The 17,845-nt window shown below is 53.2% G+C and carries 19 protein-coding genes; 3 read left to right on the top strand and 16 right to left on the bottom strand.

Translation table 11 applies throughout. The annotated features are described in order from the left end of the window. The first annotated feature begins 55 nt into the window (after positions 1-55). Entirely contained in the window at positions 56-991 is a 936-nt protein-coding gene (gene metR, locus CKQ54_RS04640; RefSeq protein ID WP_112290937.1) for an HTH-type transcriptional regulator MetR, read from the top strand. Here metR and CKQ54_RS04635 read toward each other — a convergent pair. Next, positions 897-1,796 (bottom strand): carboxylate/amino acid/amine transporter, encoded by a 900-nt coding sequence (locus CKQ54_RS04635; protein ID WP_120162772.1) that lies wholly within the window; start codon positions 1,794-1,796, stop codon positions 897-899. The genes metR and CKQ54_RS04635 overlap by 95 nt on opposite strands. Before the next feature lie 202 nt (positions 1,797-1,998). On the opposite strand from CKQ54_RS04635, the gene CKQ54_RS04630 reads away from it, so the two are divergent. Continuing rightward, positions 1,999-2,301, top strand: a complete 303-nt coding sequence (locus tag CKQ54_RS04630) for a DUF2756 domain-containing protein (RefSeq protein ID WP_112290935.1) — start codon at positions 1,999-2,001, stop codon at positions 2,299-2,301. A gap of 56 nt (positions 2,302-2,357) precedes the next feature. Here the strand turns inward: CKQ54_RS04630 and ugpQ are convergent, their stop codons facing one another. From ugpQ to CKQ54_RS04560, 14 genes are all read right to left on the bottom strand, one after another. After that, positions 2,358-3,098 carry a glycerophosphodiester phosphodiesterase gene (ugpQ, locus tag CKQ54_RS04625; RefSeq protein WP_120162773.1) on the bottom strand — a complete coding sequence of 247 codons (741 nt, stop codon included), beginning with the start codon at positions 3,096-3,098 and terminating at the stop codon, positions 2,358-2,360. Positions 3,099-3,100: 2 nt separating this feature from the next. Continuing rightward, complete coding sequence (locus tag CKQ54_RS04620; RefSeq protein ID WP_120162774.1) at positions 3,101-4,174, bottom strand: sn-glycerol-3-phosphate import ATP-binding protein UgpC; 1,074 nt, start codon at positions 4,172-4,174, stop codon at positions 3,101-3,103. Between the two features lie 5 nt (positions 4,175-4,179). Beyond that, complete coding sequence (gene ugpE / locus CKQ54_RS04615) at positions 4,180-5,025, bottom strand: sn-glycerol-3-phosphate ABC transporter permease UgpE (RefSeq protein ID WP_112290926.1); 846 nt, start codon at positions 5,023-5,025, stop codon at positions 4,180-4,182. Continuing rightward, entirely contained in the window at positions 5,022-5,909 is an 888-nt protein-coding gene (ugpA, locus tag CKQ54_RS04610; RefSeq protein ID WP_112290924.1) for a sn-glycerol-3-phosphate ABC transporter permease UgpA, read from the bottom strand. Before ugpA ends, ugpE begins: the two co-directional genes overlap by 4 nt. 185 nt (positions 5,910-6,094) lie before the next feature. Continuing rightward, positions 6,095-7,408, bottom strand: a complete 1,314-nt coding sequence (gene ugpB, locus CKQ54_RS04605; RefSeq protein WP_112291887.1) for a sn-glycerol-3-phosphate ABC transporter substrate-binding protein UgpB — start codon at positions 7,406-7,408, stop codon at positions 6,095-6,097. Between the two features lie 211 nt (positions 7,409-7,619). Then, positions 7,620-8,099: an Hcp family type VI secretion system effector gene (locus tag CKQ54_RS04600; protein ID WP_013577460.1), complete on the bottom strand. Its 480-nt coding sequence runs from the start codon at positions 8,097-8,099 to the stop codon at positions 7,620-7,622. Positions 8,100-8,114: 15 nt separating this feature from the next. Further along, entirely contained in the window at positions 8,115-8,363 is a 249-nt protein-coding gene (locus CKQ54_RS04595) for a hypothetical protein (RefSeq protein ID WP_120162775.1), read from the bottom strand. After that, on the bottom strand, positions 8,350-9,030 hold the full coding sequence (locus tag CKQ54_RS04590; RefSeq protein ID WP_120162776.1) for a hypothetical protein: 681 nt from the start codon (positions 9,028-9,030) through the stop codon (positions 8,350-8,352). Before CKQ54_RS04590 ends, CKQ54_RS04595 begins: the two co-directional genes overlap by 14 nt. Before the next feature lie 281 nt (positions 9,031-9,311). Next, complete coding sequence (locus CKQ54_RS04585; RefSeq protein ID WP_120162777.1) at positions 9,312-10,499, bottom strand: aminotransferase-like domain-containing protein; 1,188 nt, start codon at positions 10,497-10,499, stop codon at positions 9,312-9,314. Positions 10,500-10,630: 131 nt separating this feature from the next. After that, positions 10,631-11,332: a high-affinity branched-chain amino acid ABC transporter ATP-binding protein LivF gene (livF, locus tag CKQ54_RS04580; protein WP_112291891.1), complete on the bottom strand. Its 702-nt coding sequence runs from the start codon at positions 11,330-11,332 to the stop codon at positions 10,631-10,633. Between the two features lie 27 nt (positions 11,333-11,359). Then, complete coding sequence (gene livG / locus CKQ54_RS04575) at positions 11,360-12,130, bottom strand: high-affinity branched-chain amino acid ABC transporter ATP-binding protein LivG (protein WP_013577465.1); 771 nt, start codon at positions 12,128-12,130, stop codon at positions 11,360-11,362. Beyond that, on the bottom strand, positions 12,127-13,416 hold the full coding sequence (locus CKQ54_RS04570; RefSeq protein ID WP_120162778.1) for a high-affinity branched-chain amino acid ABC transporter permease LivM: 1,290 nt from the start codon (positions 13,414-13,416) through the stop codon (positions 12,127-12,129). The genes livG and CKQ54_RS04570 overlap by 4 nt, the downstream gene beginning before the upstream one ends. After that, positions 13,413-14,339: a high-affinity branched-chain amino acid ABC transporter permease LivH gene (livH, locus tag CKQ54_RS04565; RefSeq protein WP_113878018.1), complete on the bottom strand. Its 927-nt coding sequence runs from the start codon at positions 14,337-14,339 to the stop codon at positions 13,413-13,415. Before livH ends, CKQ54_RS04570 begins: the two co-directional genes overlap by 4 nt. Before the next feature lie 214 nt (positions 14,340-14,553). Next, positions 14,554-15,666: a branched-chain amino acid ABC transporter substrate-binding protein gene (locus CKQ54_RS04560; protein ID WP_112290547.1), complete on the bottom strand. Its 1,113-nt coding sequence runs from the start codon at positions 15,664-15,666 to the stop codon at positions 14,554-14,556. 405 nt (positions 15,667-16,071) lie between these two features. On the opposite strand from CKQ54_RS04560, the gene panM reads away from it, so the two are divergent. Further along, positions 16,072-16,449 carry an aspartate 1-decarboxylase autocleavage activator PanM gene (gene panM, locus CKQ54_RS04555; RefSeq protein WP_120162779.1) on the top strand — a complete coding sequence of 126 codons (378 nt, stop codon included), beginning with the start codon at positions 16,072-16,074 and terminating at the stop codon, positions 16,447-16,449. A gap of 42 nt (positions 16,450-16,491) precedes the next feature. Here panM and CKQ54_RS04550 read toward each other — a convergent pair whose 3' ends face one another. Then, positions 16,492-17,796, bottom strand: a complete 1,305-nt coding sequence (locus CKQ54_RS04550; protein WP_120162780.1) for an MFS transporter — start codon at positions 17,794-17,796, stop codon at positions 16,492-16,494. Positions 17,797-17,845 lie beyond the last annotated feature (49 nt).

Raw genomic sequence — 17,845 nt, 5'->3', positions numbered from 1 at the left:
CAGGTAGTGTATATTCCACAAGCGCAAATTATTCATGACACAGTGAAGGACTCTCATGATCGAACTGAAACACCTGCGAACGTTGCAAGCACTGCGCAACACCGGGTCACTGGCCGCAGCCGCCTCGCAGCTTCATCAGACCCAATCGGCTCTGTCGCACCAGTTCAGTGACCTGGAGCAACGCCTGGGTTTCAGGTTGTTCGTGCGAAAAAGTCAGCCTTTACGTTTCACCCCGCAGGGCGAGATCATGCTGAATCTGGCAGAACAGGTGCTGCCGCAAATCCAGCAGGCATTGCAGGCCTGTAATGAACCGCACCAGACTTCACTGCGTATTGCGATTGAATGTCACAGTTGTATTCAGTGGCTGACGCCCGCGCTGGATAACTTCCACCAGAACTGGCCGCAGGTGTTGATGGATTTCAAATCCGGCGTGACCTTCGACCCGCAGCCCGCGCTGCAACAGGGCGAGCTGGATATCGTATTAACCTCCGACATTCTGCCGCGCAGCGGTCTGCATTATTCCCCGATGTTTGATTTTGAAGTGCGTTTGGTGCTGGCACCGGATCACCCGCTGGCAGCTAAAACGGTGATCACGCCGGAAGATCTCAGCGCGGAAACGTTGATGATATATCCGGTACAGCGTCAGCGTCTGGATATCTGGCGGCATTTCCTGCAACCGGCAGGCGTCAGCCCGGCACTGAAAAGTGTCGATAACACGTTGTTATTGATTCAGATGGTGTCGGCGAGAATGGGGATTGCGGCGTTACCCCACTGGGTGGTGGAGAGTTTTGAGCGCCAGGGTCTGGTGGTGACCAAAACCCTGGGCGATGGCTTATGGAGCCGCCTGTACGCCGCCGTACGTGATGGCGAACAGCGTCAGCCGGTAACCGAAGCCTTTATTCGTTCGGCGCGGCAGCACGCGTGCGATCATCTGCCGTTTGTTCGCGACGCGGCACGACCCAATGCCGGTGCACCCACAGTGAGGACATAATCACTGCGGCGCCCACGATAAAGCTCGGCCAGTGCGGCTGCTGTTGCCAGATTGCCAGGTTAACCAGCAGCCCGGCGGGGACGTGAAAGTTGTTCATAATCCCCAGCGTTCCCGCATCAACCTGCGTCGCCCCGTAGTTCCACATGAAATATCCCAGCCCGGAAGCGCCAATCCCCAGCCACACCAGAATGCCCCATTGCAGATTCGTGGTCGGCAGTTTTTGCGGATTGCCCCACAGGAACCACGCCACCACCGCACAGAGCAACGCCCCCAGATAGAACCAGGAAAACGCCGTATGCTGCGGCATCGGACGGGTTTCCATCAGGCGTTTATACCCCACCTGCCCGATGGCAAAACAGATATTCGCCGCCTGCACCAGCAACAGGCCGATGATGAAATGCTCGCTGATGTGGTCGTAACGAATAATCGCCGCCCCCGCCACCGCCAGCAGTGCGCTCAGCGCATAACCGATGCGTATTTTGCGGCCACTGATCAGGTCATAAATCAGCGTGACGTAAAGCGGCGTCATCACTGTAAACAGCAGGAACTCCGGTACCGACAGGTACAGATACGCCTCGAAACTGATGAGATACATGATCCCAAGCTGCATCGCACCTACGGCCATATACAGCAAAATGGTGGTCAGCTGATGGCCTTTCCAGCGCAGGAATGGCAGGAAAACCAGCGCCGCCAGCCCTAAACGGACTAACACGGAGAATACGCTGTCGACCTGTCCGGCCAGATAGACGCCGATCAGGCTGAAGGAAAAGGCCCACAAAATGGTGGTAATAATGAGTAAAGGCACGGCAGTTGAGCCCTAAAATGTTAAAGATAGATAATTGTAACGGAATGAAGGAAACCGCGAAGTGCGAAGGTGGTTTACATCTGTTTAATTATAGAGCAAACGAGAGCAATGCCACGCTTTGAGGGAAACGTGCGCTCAAAGGACACGTTCACGGCTGCGATGGCATACACTTAAAGTATGACTGGAAACGGAGGATGAACTGATGAAATGTTTATATGGAATGCTCGCCGCGCTGCCGCTGCTGTTTGCCGTTCAGACCGCCAGTGCAGTCGAAAAAGTGCCGAACCCTAACGACCCGCTGCTGAACAATCCTTCGCAACAGCGGATGCAGCAACAACAACAGAATAACCAGCAGATGCAGAAACGTCAGCAGGAACAGGATATGCGTAACAGTCAGCAACAGCAGCAACTGAAGCTGAAATCACAGATTCAGAGCAATCAGCAACGATTGCAGATCCAGCAAAATAACCAGACGCTGGGTCAGAAATTGAATCAGACGCCTTAGTTAATCTTTCAGGCGCGGTGGTCACTGCGCCTGATCTGTGCTTTTAGCGCCATGTTCTAGGTAAAATCCGGCCCAATCACATCAATCTTATCGGTACAAATACAGTCCACGCCCCAGCCCAGTAATTCGCGGGCGCGCGCCGGATTATTCACCGTATACACCAGAATATGCAGTCCGGCGTCTTTGATGGCTTTAACGCGTTCTTCATTGAGCAGTTTATGGTTGAGATGCAGAGAAACGCATTCCAGTTCGTCGGTCAGCGCTTTCCAGTTCTCGTGCCATTCGTCGATCAGCAAACCACGTGGCAGTTCGGGGGCGGCTTTTTTAGCGGCAACCAGCGCGTCGAATTCGAACGAGGAAAGCAACGGCGCAACAGGCTGATTTTTCCACAGCTCACGGGCGGCCAGCGCCACGTCAGTACCGGTTTTCTCGTTCAGACCGGTGGTCGGTTTGATCTCGATATTCACCATCATATGATGACGCGCACAGCGTTCGGCAACCTGCGCCAGCAGCGGCAGTTTCTCGCCTTTAAATGCGGCGCTGTACCAGTTACCGGCATCGAGCTGTTCGAGTTTTTCCCACGGCAGTTCACCCGCCACGCCCCAGCCGTTACTGGTGCGGTTCAGGGTATCGTCGTGCAACAGGAAGATTTCCCCGTCCTGCGCCAGTTTGGCGTCAAATTCGATCATGGTATGACCGTATTTTGCGCCCATATCGATGGCGGCCAGCGTGTTTTCCGGAGCCAGCGCGCCGCCGCCACGGTGCGCCACAATGCGAGGATAAGGCCAGGCTTTCATGTTTATTCCATCCGTAATCCGCTGTGAGTATCGAAAAAGTGTAACGCTTTCGCCGGGAAAACCAAGCGCAACAGCGAGCCGGCTGTCGGGAACACTTCATGGGATAAACGCACCACGACGCCGCTGCCCGCCAGTTTGCCGTGCGCCAGATTATCCGCGCCCAGCAGTTCCAGCGTATTCAGCACCATCGAAATACCGTTCTGGGTGTCATCGGTCAGATGGATATGTTCAGGGCGAATACCGACCGTCAGCTCACGACCGCCCCACTCAGGGCGCGGAACCGGCAGCGGCAACTCAAATCCGCCTTCCATCACCAGCGACGTACCGTCAGAGGTCAGCTGACCGGGCAACAGATTCATGGCCGGAGAGCCGATAAAGCTGGCGACAAACAGGCTGGCCGGACGGCGGTAGACTTCCGAAGGCGTACCGATCTGCTCGGCGATACCTTTGTTCATCACGATCACGCGTTCGGCCAGTGTCATGGCTTCCACCTGATCGTGCGTCACGTACAAACTGGTGGTGCGCAGACGGCGATGCAATTGTTGCAGTTCAAGGCGCATCTGCACGCGCAGTTTGGCGTCGAGGTTGGAAAGCGGTTCGTCGAACAGGAACACCGCCGGTTCACGCACAATAGCGCGCCCCATTGCCACACGCTGACGCTGACCGCCGGAAAGCTCACGCGGTTTGCGTTTAAGCAGCGGGCCGAGTTCCAGAATACGCGCCGCCTCTTCAACGCGGTCATTGATCTGCGCTTTGCCAAAACCGCGGATTTTCAGGCCATAGGCCATGTTGTCGTACACGCTCATGTGCGGATATAGCGCGTAGTTCTGGAACACCATCGCGATGCCGCGATCTTTCGGTTCCAGTTCGGTGACACGCTGGTCGTTGATGTAGATATCGCCGGACGTGGTGCGCTCAAGCCCGGCCACCATCCGCAGCAGGGTCGATTTTCCGCAGCCGGAAGGCCCGACCATCACGATGAATTCGCCGTCGGCGACGTCCAGATCGATACTTTTAATGATCTGATTTTTGCCGTCGTAGGACTTGGTCACTGCCTGTAATTTCAAATTTGCCATTTCAGTTACTTCTCACTGTCTACCAGACCGCGCACAAACCAGCGCTGCATCAGGAGCACCACCGCCAGCGGTGGTAATAAGGTCAGGATCATGGCCGCCATCACCTGATTCCATTGAGTCGAGCCGTCGCCGGAGGAAATCATGCTTTTAATCCCCGCCACCGCCGTACCCATCGAGGCATCGCTGGTGATCAGAATCGGCCACAAATATTGGTTCCAGCCATAAATGAAGGTGATGACGAACAGCGCCGCGAGATTGGTTTTCGACAGCGGCAACACGATGTCCCAGAAGAAGCGCATCGCACCCGCGCCATCGATACGCGCGGCTTCCAGCAGCTCATCCGGCAAGGTCATAAAGAACTGGCGGAAGAGGAAGGTCGCGGTCGCCGAGGCCATCAGCGGCAGCGTCAGGCCGGTGTAGCTGTCGAGCATATGCAGATTGGCGATCACCTGAACTGTCGGGAAAATACGCACTTCCACCGGCAGCATCAGCGTCATAAAAATCAGCCAGAAGAACAGGTTACGCAGCGGAAAACGGAAATAGACAATCGCGTAGGCCGAGAGCATCGACACCGAAATCTTACCGACGGTGATCACCATCGCCATGATGAAGCTGTTGATCAGCAAACGACCAAACGCCGGGCTGTTATTGCCAGCGCCCTGCGTCCAGATGGTGCTGATGTTTTCCCATAAATGGGTGCCTGGGATCAGCGTCATCGGCACATCAAAAATCTGTTTGTTATCCAGCGACGCCGCCACAAACGCGACATACAGCGGGAATAAAATCACCAGCACGCCGAGCAGCAGCATGATGTGGCTGAAAATATCCAGCCCTCTGCGGTTTTCAATCATTGGTAACGCACCTTACGCTCGACAAAGCGGAACTGAATGAACGTCAGGCCGCAAACCAGCATCATCAGAATGACGGACTGCGCGGCGGAGCTGGACAGGTCCAGACCGGAGAAACCTTCGCGATACACTTTATAAATCAGCGTCGTCGTCGCCTGCACCGGGCCGCCCGCTGTCGCGGCATCGATCACCGGGAAAGTATCAAAGAAGGCGTAAACCAGATTGACCACCAGCAGGAAGAAGCTCACCGGAGAAATCAGCGGCAGCACCAGATTGAAAAAGCGTCGAACCGGGCCTGCGCCGTCGATAGCCGCCGCTTCCACCAGCGATTTAGGGATCGACTGCAAGGCCGCGAGGAAGAACAGGAAGTTGTAGCTGATTTGCTTCCAGACCGACGCCAGCACCACCAGGAACATCGCCTGACCGCTGTTTTGCGCGTGGTTCCAGTTATAGCCCATCGAGCCTAAGAAGTGGGTAATCAGACCCAGACCGGGGCTGAACAGGAACATCCACAAGACGGCAGCCACGGCAGGCGCAACGGCATAAGGCAGGATCATCAGCGTCTGATAAATCCGGCTGCCGCGTACCACGTGATCGACCAGCGCCGCGAAAAACAGCGAAACCGCCAGTCCGATAAAGGCCACCATAAAGCTGAATTTCAGCGTGGTGTAGAAAGAGTCGAGATAGTACGGATCCTGAAACAGCTGCGTGAAGTTCGTCATACCCGCGAAAGTGCTGGAAAGTCCGAACGGATCCAGCGTCTGCACCGAATACCACAGCGCCTGACCGGCAGGCCACAGGAAAAATATCGCGGTGATTAACAGCTGCGGCAAAACCAGCGCGTAGGGCAACCAGCTGCAACCAAAACCGGGACGGTGTGAACTCATGATGGTTTACTCGTTGATATAAAAGACTCCCCGAAAGGGAGCAAACCAGGTTGGTTTTGAATTTGGCTTTTGGCTCCTCCCCCTGCAAAGGGGGAGGTTGGGAGGGGGTTTTAAAGACGACTAAGGAGCTGCCATTAATACCCCACCCCAGCCCTCCCCTTCGCAGGGGAGGGAGCAAAACGGGATTACTTAGTAGAAGCTTCGAAGCGACGTAACAGTAAATTCCCGCGCTGTACTGCAGTGTCTAACGCTTCTTTCGCCGTTTTCTTACCGCTCCACACGCTTTCCAGTTCTTCATCCACGATGGTACGGATCTGCGGCATGTTGCCCAGACGCAGGCCTTTGGTGAACGGTAACGGTGGCTTGTTCAGCATCTGGCGGGTGGCGACGTCAGAACCCGGGTTCTTCTCGTAAAAGCCATCTTTTTTGGTCAGTTCATACGCTGCGGTGGTCACAGGCAGATAACCGGTTTTCTGGTGCCATTCGGCTGCGATTTCCGGCGTGGTCAGGAATTGCAGGAATTCGGCAACGCCTTTGTAGGTGTCTTTATCTTTGCCATTCATCACCCACAGGCTTGCGCCGCCGATGATGGCGTTTTGTGGTGCGCCTTTGATGTCTGCGTCGTAAGGCATCATGCCCACGCCGTAGTTGAATTTGGAATACTGACGGATGTCGGCCAGTGAACCGGAAGACGCGGTGGTCATCGCGCAATCGCCGTTATAGAACTTGGCGGTGGATTCATCTTTACGACCAAAATAGGTGAAATCACCTTTCTTGTTCATGTCTTCCAGCATCTGGATGTGTTTGATTTGCTCTGGTTTGTTGAATTCCAGAACCGCATCAGTGCCATCGAAGCCGTTGTTTTTGGTGGCGATTGGCAGACCGTGCCAGGCGCTGAAGTTCTCAATCTGGATCCAGCCCTGCCAGCCGCTGGCGTAACCACATTTCATGCCCGCTTCACGCAATTTCTCGGTGTAGGCGGCCATATCCTGCCAGGTTTTCGGCGGCTGATCCGGGTTCAGACCGGCTTTCTTAAAGGCATCTTTGTTGTAATACAGCACCGGCGTAGAGCTGTTGAATGGCTGTGACAGCAGGCGGCCTTTGGAATCGGAGTAATAACCGGAAACAGTCGGCACAAACTGAGAAACGTCTTCTTTAATGCCCGCATCGCTGAACACTTCGTAAACCGGTTTGATGGCTTTGCTGGCCATCATGGTCGCAGTGCCCACTTCGTAAACCTGCAAAATCGCCGGAGCATTACCGGTACGGTATGCCGCGATACCGGCCGCCAGGCTTTCGTCGTATTTGCCTTTATAGACAGGCACGATTTTGACATCAGGGTGCGTCTGGTTAAAACGGTCGGCCAGCGAGTTCACTTCTTTGCCTAACTCGCCGTCCATTGAGTGCCAGAAAGGAATTTCTGTCACAGCGAAAGCATTGGCGCTAAAAGCCAGCGTCAGCGCGGTGCCGATAACCGTTTTTTTGAGGTTGATGAACATGCCTGTCTCCTGAATTCTGCTGGTGTGCTGCAAGTGCAGAGAAATAATGGATGTTAAGAAACGTTTTTAATCGCAGGTAAAATGACACGGAAAAATGACAATAAGGTTACGGGAAGGTTAAGCGGGGATGACAGACAGATGGCAGAAAATGGGGTTCATAGCGGTTAAACGTTAGGAAAAACCGTCCGCAGGACGGCTTATCTTATTAGATTTAGGCTACGGTGCGTTCATTCCAACTGTCTTTAAATATTATGTTCCCATCGACATATTTCCATTGAATTGACTCATAGCGCATTTCAATATTTTCCAGATGCGTTCCTGTTCCCGAACCGGGATGAAGGCTCGGAGTAATACCGGTGATCTTCACATTTTCCATGCGGATGTTGAAATACTCCGCTTCTACACCAGCGTCTAATATGTGATACATCTTAAATTCAGCGGATTTAAGCGTGATTCCCTGACTAATCGTACGGTAAAGTATTGGTGTTGTGCGATCAAATTCCTTTTGAAATAATATCGGTGTATGAATACGCGTACCTGTCAATTTCCCAGTATTTCTATCCGTCGGAACTGTCAGGTGGTGTGAAAGTGACTTAACTTCAATAGAACCCACACGCCCGTGAACATTACAACTTCCGATAACAGGAGAACCATTTTCATCCGTTAACCACAAATAAGCAGGATTAGAAATTTTTATTTCCTTAATTTAACGTTTAGACTTTTTTTTCCTATAGTCTTCTATTTTTCCGATCCACTTCGATACACAGAAGAAACAAACCAGCCATCCTGCGGCATAAACGAATTTCATAGGCCACACAACTGGCAACATAAGGCATCCGATTAACCCGCCAACAAAAAATACAGATTCAAAAAAATCCCATAACTTGACGACAGCAAATATCACCCATTTCGCTGCGCCTTTTGCGACAACATGAAGCGGTTTATTGAGTGACATGCAGTTTTCGCCCTACAGCATCAATTATCCTGTCAAACGCAGGCTGCCCACGCGTAGCACCAATGTGCACTGCATCAATGAACGGTTTAACAGCGGGTTCATAAAGAAAGTAGGTAAGATCATAATCGTGGGGTCGAAGGAGCCTGTAAATCTCCGGCGCATCGATGGCAAGGCTTTCTGATTTTCTTATTGAGCGCTCACTCATTCCCCCTATAAGTAAAATCATCGTCACCCTGCCAATCCAGTTTTTAGCACTTTGCGCACCGATAAATGACACTCTCGCAAGCACGGCAGCACCGGTGACGGCAATAATTTTCGCGATAAGTAAACGCCCGGCAATCGATGATACCACACCCCGATAGACATTATTTTGTTTAGTCACTGAAGCATACTTATCGAATTCTTTAAATATGATCTCTATAGCATTTGTTATATGTTTGTAATTGAGTATGTCATTATGTATTGCTTCAGCCATGCGAAAACTCTGTGTCTGATGTGCATAGCGAGAATCTGTATCAAAATACCCTATAGCCAGATAACCCATATCTAAAGGAACGGTAAGCGCTCCATTTATTAATCCGGTAATTGTGGCTGGGGACATGATGATATCTGAAATTCTATTTGCAACATCGTCTATATCACTTGAAACGTTATTGATATCTGCCACGATAAACCTCCCTGATTTCGTGTTGATATGACCTTAATACAATAAGGGTTAAATGACCAAGTGTTATAAATTCAATTTTTTTTATTAAATGTGCGGCATACCGTGGAATATCAGGGAGCAATATGAATGAAGTACTGTACCTGCCAGCAACTGCCCCTCGCTGTCTGGCAGGCTGAGGTTTACCTTCAGACACCCCTGGTTTTTCTGGTACCAGAGCGATGAAGCAAAAAATAAGGCGCATCAGGTTAACGATGCGCCTCAGGGAATACGAAAAAGAGGGATTACAGTGCGCGTTTCAGACGGGCGACCGCCTCGTGCATTTGCTCTTCGGTTGCGGTCGCGAAGGAAAGACGGAAGGTCGAGTGATCCGGGTTATCGGCATAGAAGAATTCGCCCGGCACAAACACCACGCCCTGCTCCAGCGTCTTTTTCATCCATTCAGCGCAATTACGCGGCTCGCGGAAACGCGCCCACAGGAACATGCCGCCTTTCGGATATTCAAACGTCAGCACGTCGCCCAGCTCGCGTTCCAGCAGTTCGGCCATGATCTGGCATTTCTTTTTATACGCCGCACGGATGGTTTCGATCTGCTTCGGCAGACGACCCAAACCGAGATAGTATTCCGCGATAGTCTGCGACAGCGCGCTGGCGTGCAGATCTGCGGCCTGTTTGATGATGGCAACTTTGTGCAGCAGCCAGTCAGGCATAATCACCCAGCCCAGACGCAGGCCCGGTGCCAGAATTTTAGAGAACGTCGAGGTGTAGATGATGTTTTCGACGTGACCGAACAGCGATTTCGACAGCTCGAACAGCGTCGGCTGGCGTTCATCGGTGAAACGCAGTTCGCCATACGGGTCATCTTCTACAATCAGGAATTCGTGCTGTGCTGCCAGTTTCACCAGTTGCTCACGACGGGCGCGGCTCAGGGTCACGCCGCTCGGGTTACCAAACGTTGGCACCAGATACACGCCTTTGATTTTCTGCGTTTTAAGCAGCTCCGCCAGTTCATCAACAATCATGCCGTCGCCGTCAGAACCGACGGACAGCAGTTTAGCTTCGGCCAGTTCCAGCGTCTGTAACGCCGCCAGATAGGTCGGGCGTTCCACCACAAACACGTCATCCGGGTTAACCACGGCGCGCATCACCAGATCCAGCGCCTGCTGAGAGCCTGCGGTGACCACGATGTCGTCGGGGCTCGCCACCACGCCACGTTCCTGACAAAGCTCAGCAATACGCTCACGCAGCGTATAACTGCCTTCGGTCAGGCCATACTGAAAAGCGTGCTCAGGCTGTTCGGTGATCGCCAGTTGTGTAGCTTCACGCAGGCCGTCGAAATCAAAAAGCGCTGAAGAAGGAATACCACCCGCCAGTGAGATAACGCCTTCCATTTTGCTGTGTTTCAGCAATTCCCGGATGGCCGAACTTTTAAGCCTGACCATACGGGCGGCGAGTAAACCTTCTGTGTTCATGACATGTTCCTGATGATGTGCAAAGTTATAAGAATGTAAGAGATGTTAATTTATAGACAAAATAAAAACCGCAAAGCGCTTGCCGTGCGGTTTACCAGATTTATCACAGATTTTTAAAATGTGAAGCCACTTTATGCACCGAGATAGGCCGCACGCACCGCTTCGTTCGCCAGCAAGGCCGCGCCGGTATCTTCCAGCACCACATGACCGTTTTCCAGCACATAACCACGGTCGGCGAGTTTCAGCGCCTGATTGGCATTTTGCTCGACCAGGAAGATGGTCATCCCTTCTTCGCGCAGTTGCTGGATGGTGTCGAAAATCTGCTGGATGATGATGGGTGCCAGTCCCAGCGACGGCTCATCGAGCAGCAGCAAACGCGGCTGGCTCATCAGCGCACGACCAATTGCCAGCATCTGTTGCTCACCGCCGGACATGGTGCCCGAACGCTGAATGCGGCGCTCTTTCAGACGCGGGAACAGCGTAAACACGCGTTCCAGACGGGCATGATACTGGTCGCGCGTGGCGAAGAATCCGCCCATCGCCAGATTCTCTTCCACCGTCATACGTGAAAACACGCGACGGCCTTCCGGCACAATCGCGATATCGCCGCGCATGATTTTGGCGGTTTGCCACTGCGTGATGTCCTGACCTTCGAAAATGATCGAGCCGTTCGTCGCACGCGGTTCGCCACACAAACTGCCGAGCAGCGTGGTTTTACCCGCGCCGTTCGCGCCGATCAGCGTGACGATTTCCCCTTTATTAATACTCAGGCTGACTTCATGCAGCGCCTGAATTTTGCCGTAATGGGCGGATACCTGATTGAATGACAACATCTTGTTCTGTCCCTTAGCCTTCGCCCATCAACCTTCGCCTAAATAGGCGCGGATCACGTCAGGATTATTACGAATTTCAGCCGGTGTGCCTTGTGCCAGCGGCGTGCCCTGATTCACTACGTAGATGCGATCGGAAATGCCCATCACCAGTTTCATGTCGTGCTCAATCAGCAGAACCGACACGTTGTGCTGGTTACGCAGTTCGGCAATCAGCTGATTCAGCTCTTCGGTTTCACGCGGGTTAAGACCGGCAGCCGGTTCATCGAGCATCAGGATTTCCGGGCGCGTGACCATGCAGCGGACAATTTCCAGACGGCGTTGCTGACCGTAAGCCAGATTGCCCGCCTGACGGTTTGCCAGCTCGAGTAATCCGACACGTTCCAGCCAGTCGGCAGCGCGATCGAGCGCATCCGCTTCGGCGCGACGGAATCCCGGCGTTTTGAACAGCCCCGCCAGTACGCCGCTTTTCAGGTGCTGATGCTGGGCGACCAGCAGGTTTTCAATCACCGTCATTTCGCGGAACAGACGCACGTGCTGGAAAGTACGCACCACGCCCATGCGGGCAATTTTCTGCCCCGGCAATCCTTCCAGATGCTGGTCACGCAGTTTAATGGTGCCGCCGCTCGGTTTATAGAAACCGGTCAGGCAGTTAAATACCGTGGTTTTACCGGCACCGTTCGGGCCGATCAGCGAAACAATTTCGCCCTGGTTGAGGTTCAGCGCCACGTTGTTGACCGCCAGCAGGCCACCAAAACGCATCATCAATCCCTCAACCGCTAACAGAGGTTGCGTACTCATGCCTGTTCCCCCTGATCCGCGATTTGTTTCTTCGAAAGCTTCAGTTTGAGATGAACACGTTTCATCGGCAGCAAGCCCTGTGGACGCCAGATCATCATCAGCACCATTAACGCACCGAGCAGCAACATGCTGTATTCGTTGAGGTCACGCATCAGTTCACGGGAAACCACCAGCAAAATAGCCGCCAGAATGACGGCAAACTGCGAGCCCATCCCGCCGAGCACGACGATAGCCAGCACGAAAGCGGATTCCGCAAAGGTGAAGGATTCCGGGCTGACAAAGCCCTGACGCGCGGCAAACAGCGTACCGGCGAAACCGGCAAATGCGGCGCTGATGGTGAATGCGGTCAGTTTGATGCGGGTCGGGTTCAGCCCCAGCGAACGGCAGGCAATTTCATCCTCACGCAACGCTTCCCACGCACGCCCCAGCGGCATACGCAGCAGACGGTTGATGATGAACAAGGTCGCGATCACCAGCAGCAGCGCCACCATATACAGGAAGATAATGCGGTCGCTCGGATCGTACGCCACATGGAAGAAATTACTGAACGTGTCCCAGCCGCCGTCACGCGGTGTCCGGCTGAATTCCAGCCCGAACAGCGTCGGTTTCGGGATCTGGCTGATGCCGTTCGGCCCGCCGGTCAGTTCGGTATTATTGAGCAGCAGGATACGGACGATTTCGCCGAACCCGAGCGTCACAATCGCCAGATAGTCACCCCGCAACCGCAGCACCGGGAATCCGAGCAGGAAACCAAACGCCGCCGACACCAGTCCGGCCAGCGGTAATGCTTCCCAGAATCCGATGCCGTAATAGTGATTGAGCAGCGCGTAGGTGTAAGCGCCGATGGCATAAAAACCGCCGTAACCCAGTACCAGCAGGCCGGACAATCCGACCACCACGTTCAGACCGAGACCCAGCATGATGTAGATCAGGGTCAGCGTGGCGATATCCACCGTGCCGCGCGAGACGATAAACGGCCAGGCGATAGCGGCGATAATCAGCACCAGCACCAGCAGTTTTTGTTTCGGCGTCGAGCCATCAAAGCTCGGCAAAACCCAGCCCGGTCCGGAGACTTTTTTCAGGCTGCTGCTGACCATCGGGCGGAACAACTGAAACACGAAGACGATGGCGCAGCCGATGGCAATCCACGTCCAGCGCACTTCACCGGCCCCGTTGACCACCAGTTTTGTACCGTCGAGGCTCAGCTGTAATCCCATGATGAACGCGGCCAGCACCAGCAGAACGAAAGCCGAGACCAGCGCATTTAACAGATTCAGGCGCTTCATACTTTCTCAACCTCCGGACGTCCGAGAATACCGGTTGGCAGCACCAGCAACACGACGATCAGCAAGGCGAAGGACACCACATCTTTGTATTCGGTGCTCAGATACGCCGAGGTCAGCGCTTCGGCCACGCCTAAAATCAGGCCGCCGATCATCGCGCCCGGAATGCTGCCGATGCCGCCGAGAACCGCCGCGGTGAAGGCTTTCATCCCGGCCATAAAGCCGATGTAGGGGTTAATCACGCCGTAGAACTGACCGAGCAGAACGCCCGCGACGGCGGCCATTAATGCGCCAATGACGAAAGTCAGCGAGATCACGCGGTCAGTGCTGATCCCCAGCAGGCTGGCCATTTTCAGATCTTCCGCACAAGCGCGGCAGGCACGTCCCATACGCGAATAACGGATGAACAGCGTCAGCGCCAGCATCGCGACAAACGTGACTATCCAGATAATCAGTTGCATGGTGCTGATGGTCGCGGCGAAACCATTCGCCTCGCCCAGAGTCCACTGGCCGGTCACCAGACTGGGTAAAGCGAGATCGCGTGAGCCCTGTGTGAGGCTGACGTAGTTTTGCAGAAAAATGGACATCCCGATGGCAGAAATCAGTGCAATCAGACGCTTGGAGTTACGCACCGGCTTATACGCCACGCGTTCAATACTCCAGCCGTAGGCACTGGAAATCACAATCGCGGCGATAAAACCGGCACCGATCAGCAACCAGCTGGCGTCGATACCCATCATCATCAGAGCGGCGATTACGATAAAGGAGACATAACTGCCGATCATATACACCTCGCCGTGGGCGAAGTTGATCATGCCGATAATGCCGTAAACCATGGTGTAACCAATGGCGATCAGCGCATAAGTGCTGCCCAACGTGACACCGTTGAACATCTGCTGAATGAAATAGAGGAACTGCTCTGACATACCCTATCCTTATTAATCAAGGGTTTGAAGACTTGCATAGCTCCTCCCCCTGCGAAGGGGGAGGCCGGGAGGGGGTTTTAATGGCAAAACTAAAGCCAAAGCACACTTCAAGTCTTTGATTCGCCATTAATACCCCACCCCAACCCTCCCCTTCGCAGGGGAGGGAGCAGAACGGTGAATACCTCTCTCTTCGCAGCGAAAGGTGTTAAGACCATTATTTGATCGGGGTAGACGTGCCGTCCTTATGCCACTCGAAAATACCGAATTCGAATCCTTTCAGGTCACCTTTCTCATCCCAGCTCAGCGGACCCATTACGGTATCCACTGACGCTGATTTCAGATTTTTAGCGATGTCAGCCGGTTCCATGCTGCCGCTGCGTTCCATACCGGTGGTCAGCGCCTGCAATGCAGCGTAAGTCGTCCAGACGAACGGACCGGTTGGATCCAGTTTCTTGGCTTTCAGCGCATCAACGATTGGCTGGTTAGCCGGGACCTGGTCATAACGTTTTGGCAGCGTCACCAGCATACCTTCAGAGGCATCACCGGCGATGTTAGACAATGAGGAGTTGCCCACGCCTTCCGGCCCCATGAATTTGGCGTTCAGACCGGCTTGCTTGGACTGGCGCAGGATCTGGCCCATTTCCGGGTAGTAGCCGCCGAAGTAAACGAAATCGACGTTTTCTTTCTTCAGACGTGCCACCAGCGTGGAGAAGTCTTTATCACCGGCGGTCACACCTTCAAAAAGAACGACGTTGCCGCCACCTTTTTTCAGCGCGTCCTGCACGGAACGGGCCAGGCCTTCGCCGTATTGCTGTTTGTCATGCACAACGGCGATACGTTTTGGTTTGATGGTGTCGAGGATGTATTTGGCTGCGGTCGGGCCCTGATCGGAATCCAGACCGGTGGTGCGCATCACCATTTTATAACCGCGGGTGGTCAGGTCAGCGTTGGTCGCGGCCGGAGTGATCATCAGCACGCCTTCATCTTCATAGATGTCAGAAGCAGGCTGAGTAGAGGAAGAGCACAGGTGGCCGATCACATAACGGATACCGTCGTTGATCACTTTGTTCGCTACCGCAACCGCCTGTTTCGGGTCACAGGCATCGTCATATTCCACGCCAACCAGTTTGTCACCTTTCACGCCGCCTTTGGCGTTGATGTCAGCGATGGCTTGTTTTGCACCTGTAAATTCCATGTCACCGTACTGGGCGACCGGACCTGACATAGCACCAACAATGGCGACTTTAATATCTTTTGCGAATGCCGCCTGACTCATTGCTAATGCAATACAACCTGCCAGCCAGATCTTACCCTTCATTGCTTTCATCCGATTACCCCGTTCATGTGTGTGTTGTGGTTTGCTCTTTGTTGCCTGTTTAAAACATCATCACTTAGGAAATTTAGTATAAGTAATAACGAGTTAACGGCTTATTTCGTCTTATTTTCGAATAAGACTTTATAATTCATATCATTAAACAGGAATTTTCTTCTGCAAATCAAATAGCACAATCAGAAATATGAGGTGTAAACAGAATTTTATTTGGGTGAAAAGGCGGGCTCGGATGTAAACAATCAGTCGTTAACACTGGCTTTATTGATTAAAGCCAACATTTATCGCTTATGCAGAGATCGCTAAAAAACTTTTCGACCTGTTACTGTACAAAAAAAGTTACGCCCGTTCTGCAGAACGATCCGCTACACTGATCGCCTCCTTTTTCTCACCTTTCGCATCATGAAACTAACTATCCAAAAACTGACGTCACTCAGCGCGCAGGACCTGATCGATCTGGCAAAAATCTGGCCGGAGCAAACTGAAAGTGACTGGCAAGCCAGCCTGCAAAACGACCGTGCGCTGTTTGCGGCGGTGTTTAATGAACGCATTCTGGGCGCGGTGAAAATCACGCTCGATGGTAATCAGGCTGAACTGAGTGATTTGCTGGTGCGCGACGTCACGCGTCGTCGCGGTGTCGGGCTGTATCTGATGGAAGATGTGCAGGCGCAGCTGCCGCAGGTGAAAAGCTGGACGATGAAAGCAGAACCTGAGCCCGTGCTGGATGCGTTTATGCAGGCATGTGGTTTTCACAATGAAAAAGGTGTGTGGCGCAAATAAGTGCTACAGGCGACCCGTCCCCCGGTCGCCTGAGTTTCTCTTTTACTGACTGGTTTTCAGCTGGCTTTCCGGTAACTGAGGTGTTTCAGGTTTTGCCCTGAGAAGCGCTATCGCGACCACGCCAAACAACGTGATGCCGCAAAGGGTGAGTAAGCCGGCAATATTATTCGAGAACATACTGTCCGCGGCCACACGGATTTGTGGTGCCAGGAATCCGCCAATCGCCCCGAACAGATTGATGAAACCAATCCCCGCCGCCAGCGCACTGCCGCTAAGCAACGTGGTCGGAATGGTCCAGAACACCGGCTGTACGGCAATAAACCCAACGGCGGCAAAGCACAGCGCACCTATCGCCAGCACCGGACTGGCAACCAGAGCAGAACCCCCAATCCCCAGCCCGGCGGCCAGTAAGGTGAACGCGGCTATCGAACGTAAATGGCCAGTTTTATCGGCATAGCGCGGAATAAAGAAGGTGCCGAACATCGCCGCAATCCAGGGAACAGACGCGATCAGCGACGCACTGAAACCGACTTTTGTTCCCAGCAAACTGGCGACCTGCGTCGGCAGGAAGAAAATCAGCCCGTAAACGCCAATCTGAATAATCAGATAAACCAGCCCGAGGTGCCAGATCGCCGGAATGCTGAAGGCATCCCGCAGGCGCGAATTCTGTTTCAGTTTCTCTTCTTTCGCCAGTTCACCGATCAGCGCCTGTTTTTGTTCAGCTGACAGGAAACGCGCCGTCGCCGGGCCATTATCGAGATACCAGAATGTCCAGATACCGGCCATCACCGCCAGCACCCCTTCAATCATAAACATCCAGAACCAGCCCGGATGTCCGGCAAAACCGTGCATCTCCAGCAACGCACCAGAAAGCGGGCTGCCAAACGTCAGCGCCAGCGGAACGCCCATATAAAATAATCCCATCACTGAAGCCCGGTTTTTGGCCGGAAACCACAGGGATGTCAGGTAGATCATGCCGGGGAAGAATCCGGCCTCGGCAGCACCCAGCAGAAAACGCACCAGCAGGAATTTGAATTCCGTGTCGGCAAAAGCCATTGCTGACGAGAGAACGCCCCACACCAGCGTGGTGCAGCCAATCCATTGTTTGGCACCGAACTTTTTCATTAATAAATTTCCCGGCGCACCGAGAAAAGCATAAGCGACGAAGAATATTCCCGCCCCCATCGCAAAAGCTTCATTACTTAATCCGGTATCAATCTGGTAAGACTCTTTCGCAAAACCAATATTCGCCCGATCCAGAAAGGCCAATATATATAACGAAAGCATAAAAGGAATCAGACGCCAGCGGGTTTTCTCAACGGCTTTATTTAATATCGTCGTCATAATATGAACCTTTTTATAACCGGCCTGTTATTAGTCAAAAAAGGATATCAAT

The sequence above is a fragment of the Rahnella variigena genome, assembly GCF_003610915.1.
GTDB lineage: Bacteria > Pseudomonadota > Gammaproteobacteria > Enterobacterales > Enterobacteriaceae > Rahnella > Rahnella variigena.
The sequence above is the reverse complement of the archived record's forward strand: the minus strand, read 5'-3'. Positions and strand labels throughout refer to the sequence as shown.

Excerpts from the sequence above, each read along its gene's own strand:
- metR (WP_112290937.1), top strand. The coding sequence starts at position 56 with ATGATCGAACTGAAACACCTGCGAACGTTGCAAGCACTGCGCAACACC.
- CKQ54_RS04630 (WP_112290935.1), top strand. The coding sequence starts at position 1,999 with ATGAAATGTTTATATGGAATGCTCGCCGCGCTGCCGCTGCTGTTTGCC.
- ugpQ (WP_120162773.1), bottom strand. The coding sequence starts at position 3,098 with ATGAAAGCCTGGCCTTATCCTCGCATTGTGGCGCACCGTGGCGGCGGC.
- CKQ54_RS04620 (WP_120162774.1), bottom strand. The coding sequence starts at position 4,174 with ATGGCAAATTTGAAATTACAGGCAGTGACCAAGTCCTACGACGGCAAA.
- ugpE (WP_112290926.1), bottom strand. The coding sequence starts at position 5,025 with ATGATTGAAAACCGCAGAGGGCTGGATATTTTCAGCCACATCATGCTG.
- ugpA (WP_112290924.1), bottom strand. The coding sequence starts at position 5,909 with ATGAGTTCACACCGTCCCGGTTTTGGTTGCAGCTGGTTGCCCTACGCG.
- ugpB (WP_112291887.1), bottom strand. The coding sequence starts at position 7,408 with ATGTTCATCAACCTCAAAAAAACGGTTATCGGCACCGCGCTGACGCTG.
- CKQ54_RS04595 (WP_120162775.1), bottom strand. The coding sequence starts at position 8,363 with ATGTCACTCAATAAACCGCTTCATGTTGTCGCAAAAGGCGCAGCGAAA.
- CKQ54_RS04585 (WP_120162777.1), bottom strand. The coding sequence starts at position 10,499 with ATGAACACAGAAGGTTTACTCGCCGCCCGTATGGTCAGGCTTAAAAGT.
- livF (WP_112291891.1), bottom strand. The coding sequence starts at position 11,332 with ATGTTGTCATTCAATCAGGTATCCGCCCATTACGGCAAAATTCAGGCG.
- livG (WP_013577465.1), bottom strand. The coding sequence starts at position 12,130 with ATGAGTACGCAACCTCTGTTAGCGGTTGAGGGATTGATGATGCGTTTT.
- CKQ54_RS04570 (WP_120162778.1), bottom strand. The coding sequence starts at position 13,416 with ATGAAGCGCCTGAATCTGTTAAATGCGCTGGTCTCGGCTTTCGTTCTG.
- livH (WP_113878018.1), bottom strand. The coding sequence starts at position 14,339 with ATGTCAGAGCAGTTCCTCTATTTCATTCAGCAGATGTTCAACGGTGTC.
- CKQ54_RS04560 (WP_112290547.1), bottom strand. The coding sequence starts at position 15,666 with ATGAAAGCAATGAAGGGTAAGATCTGGCTGGCAGGTTGTATTGCATTA.
- panM (WP_120162779.1), top strand. The coding sequence starts at position 16,072 with ATGAAACTAACTATCCAAAAACTGACGTCACTCAGCGCGCAGGACCTG.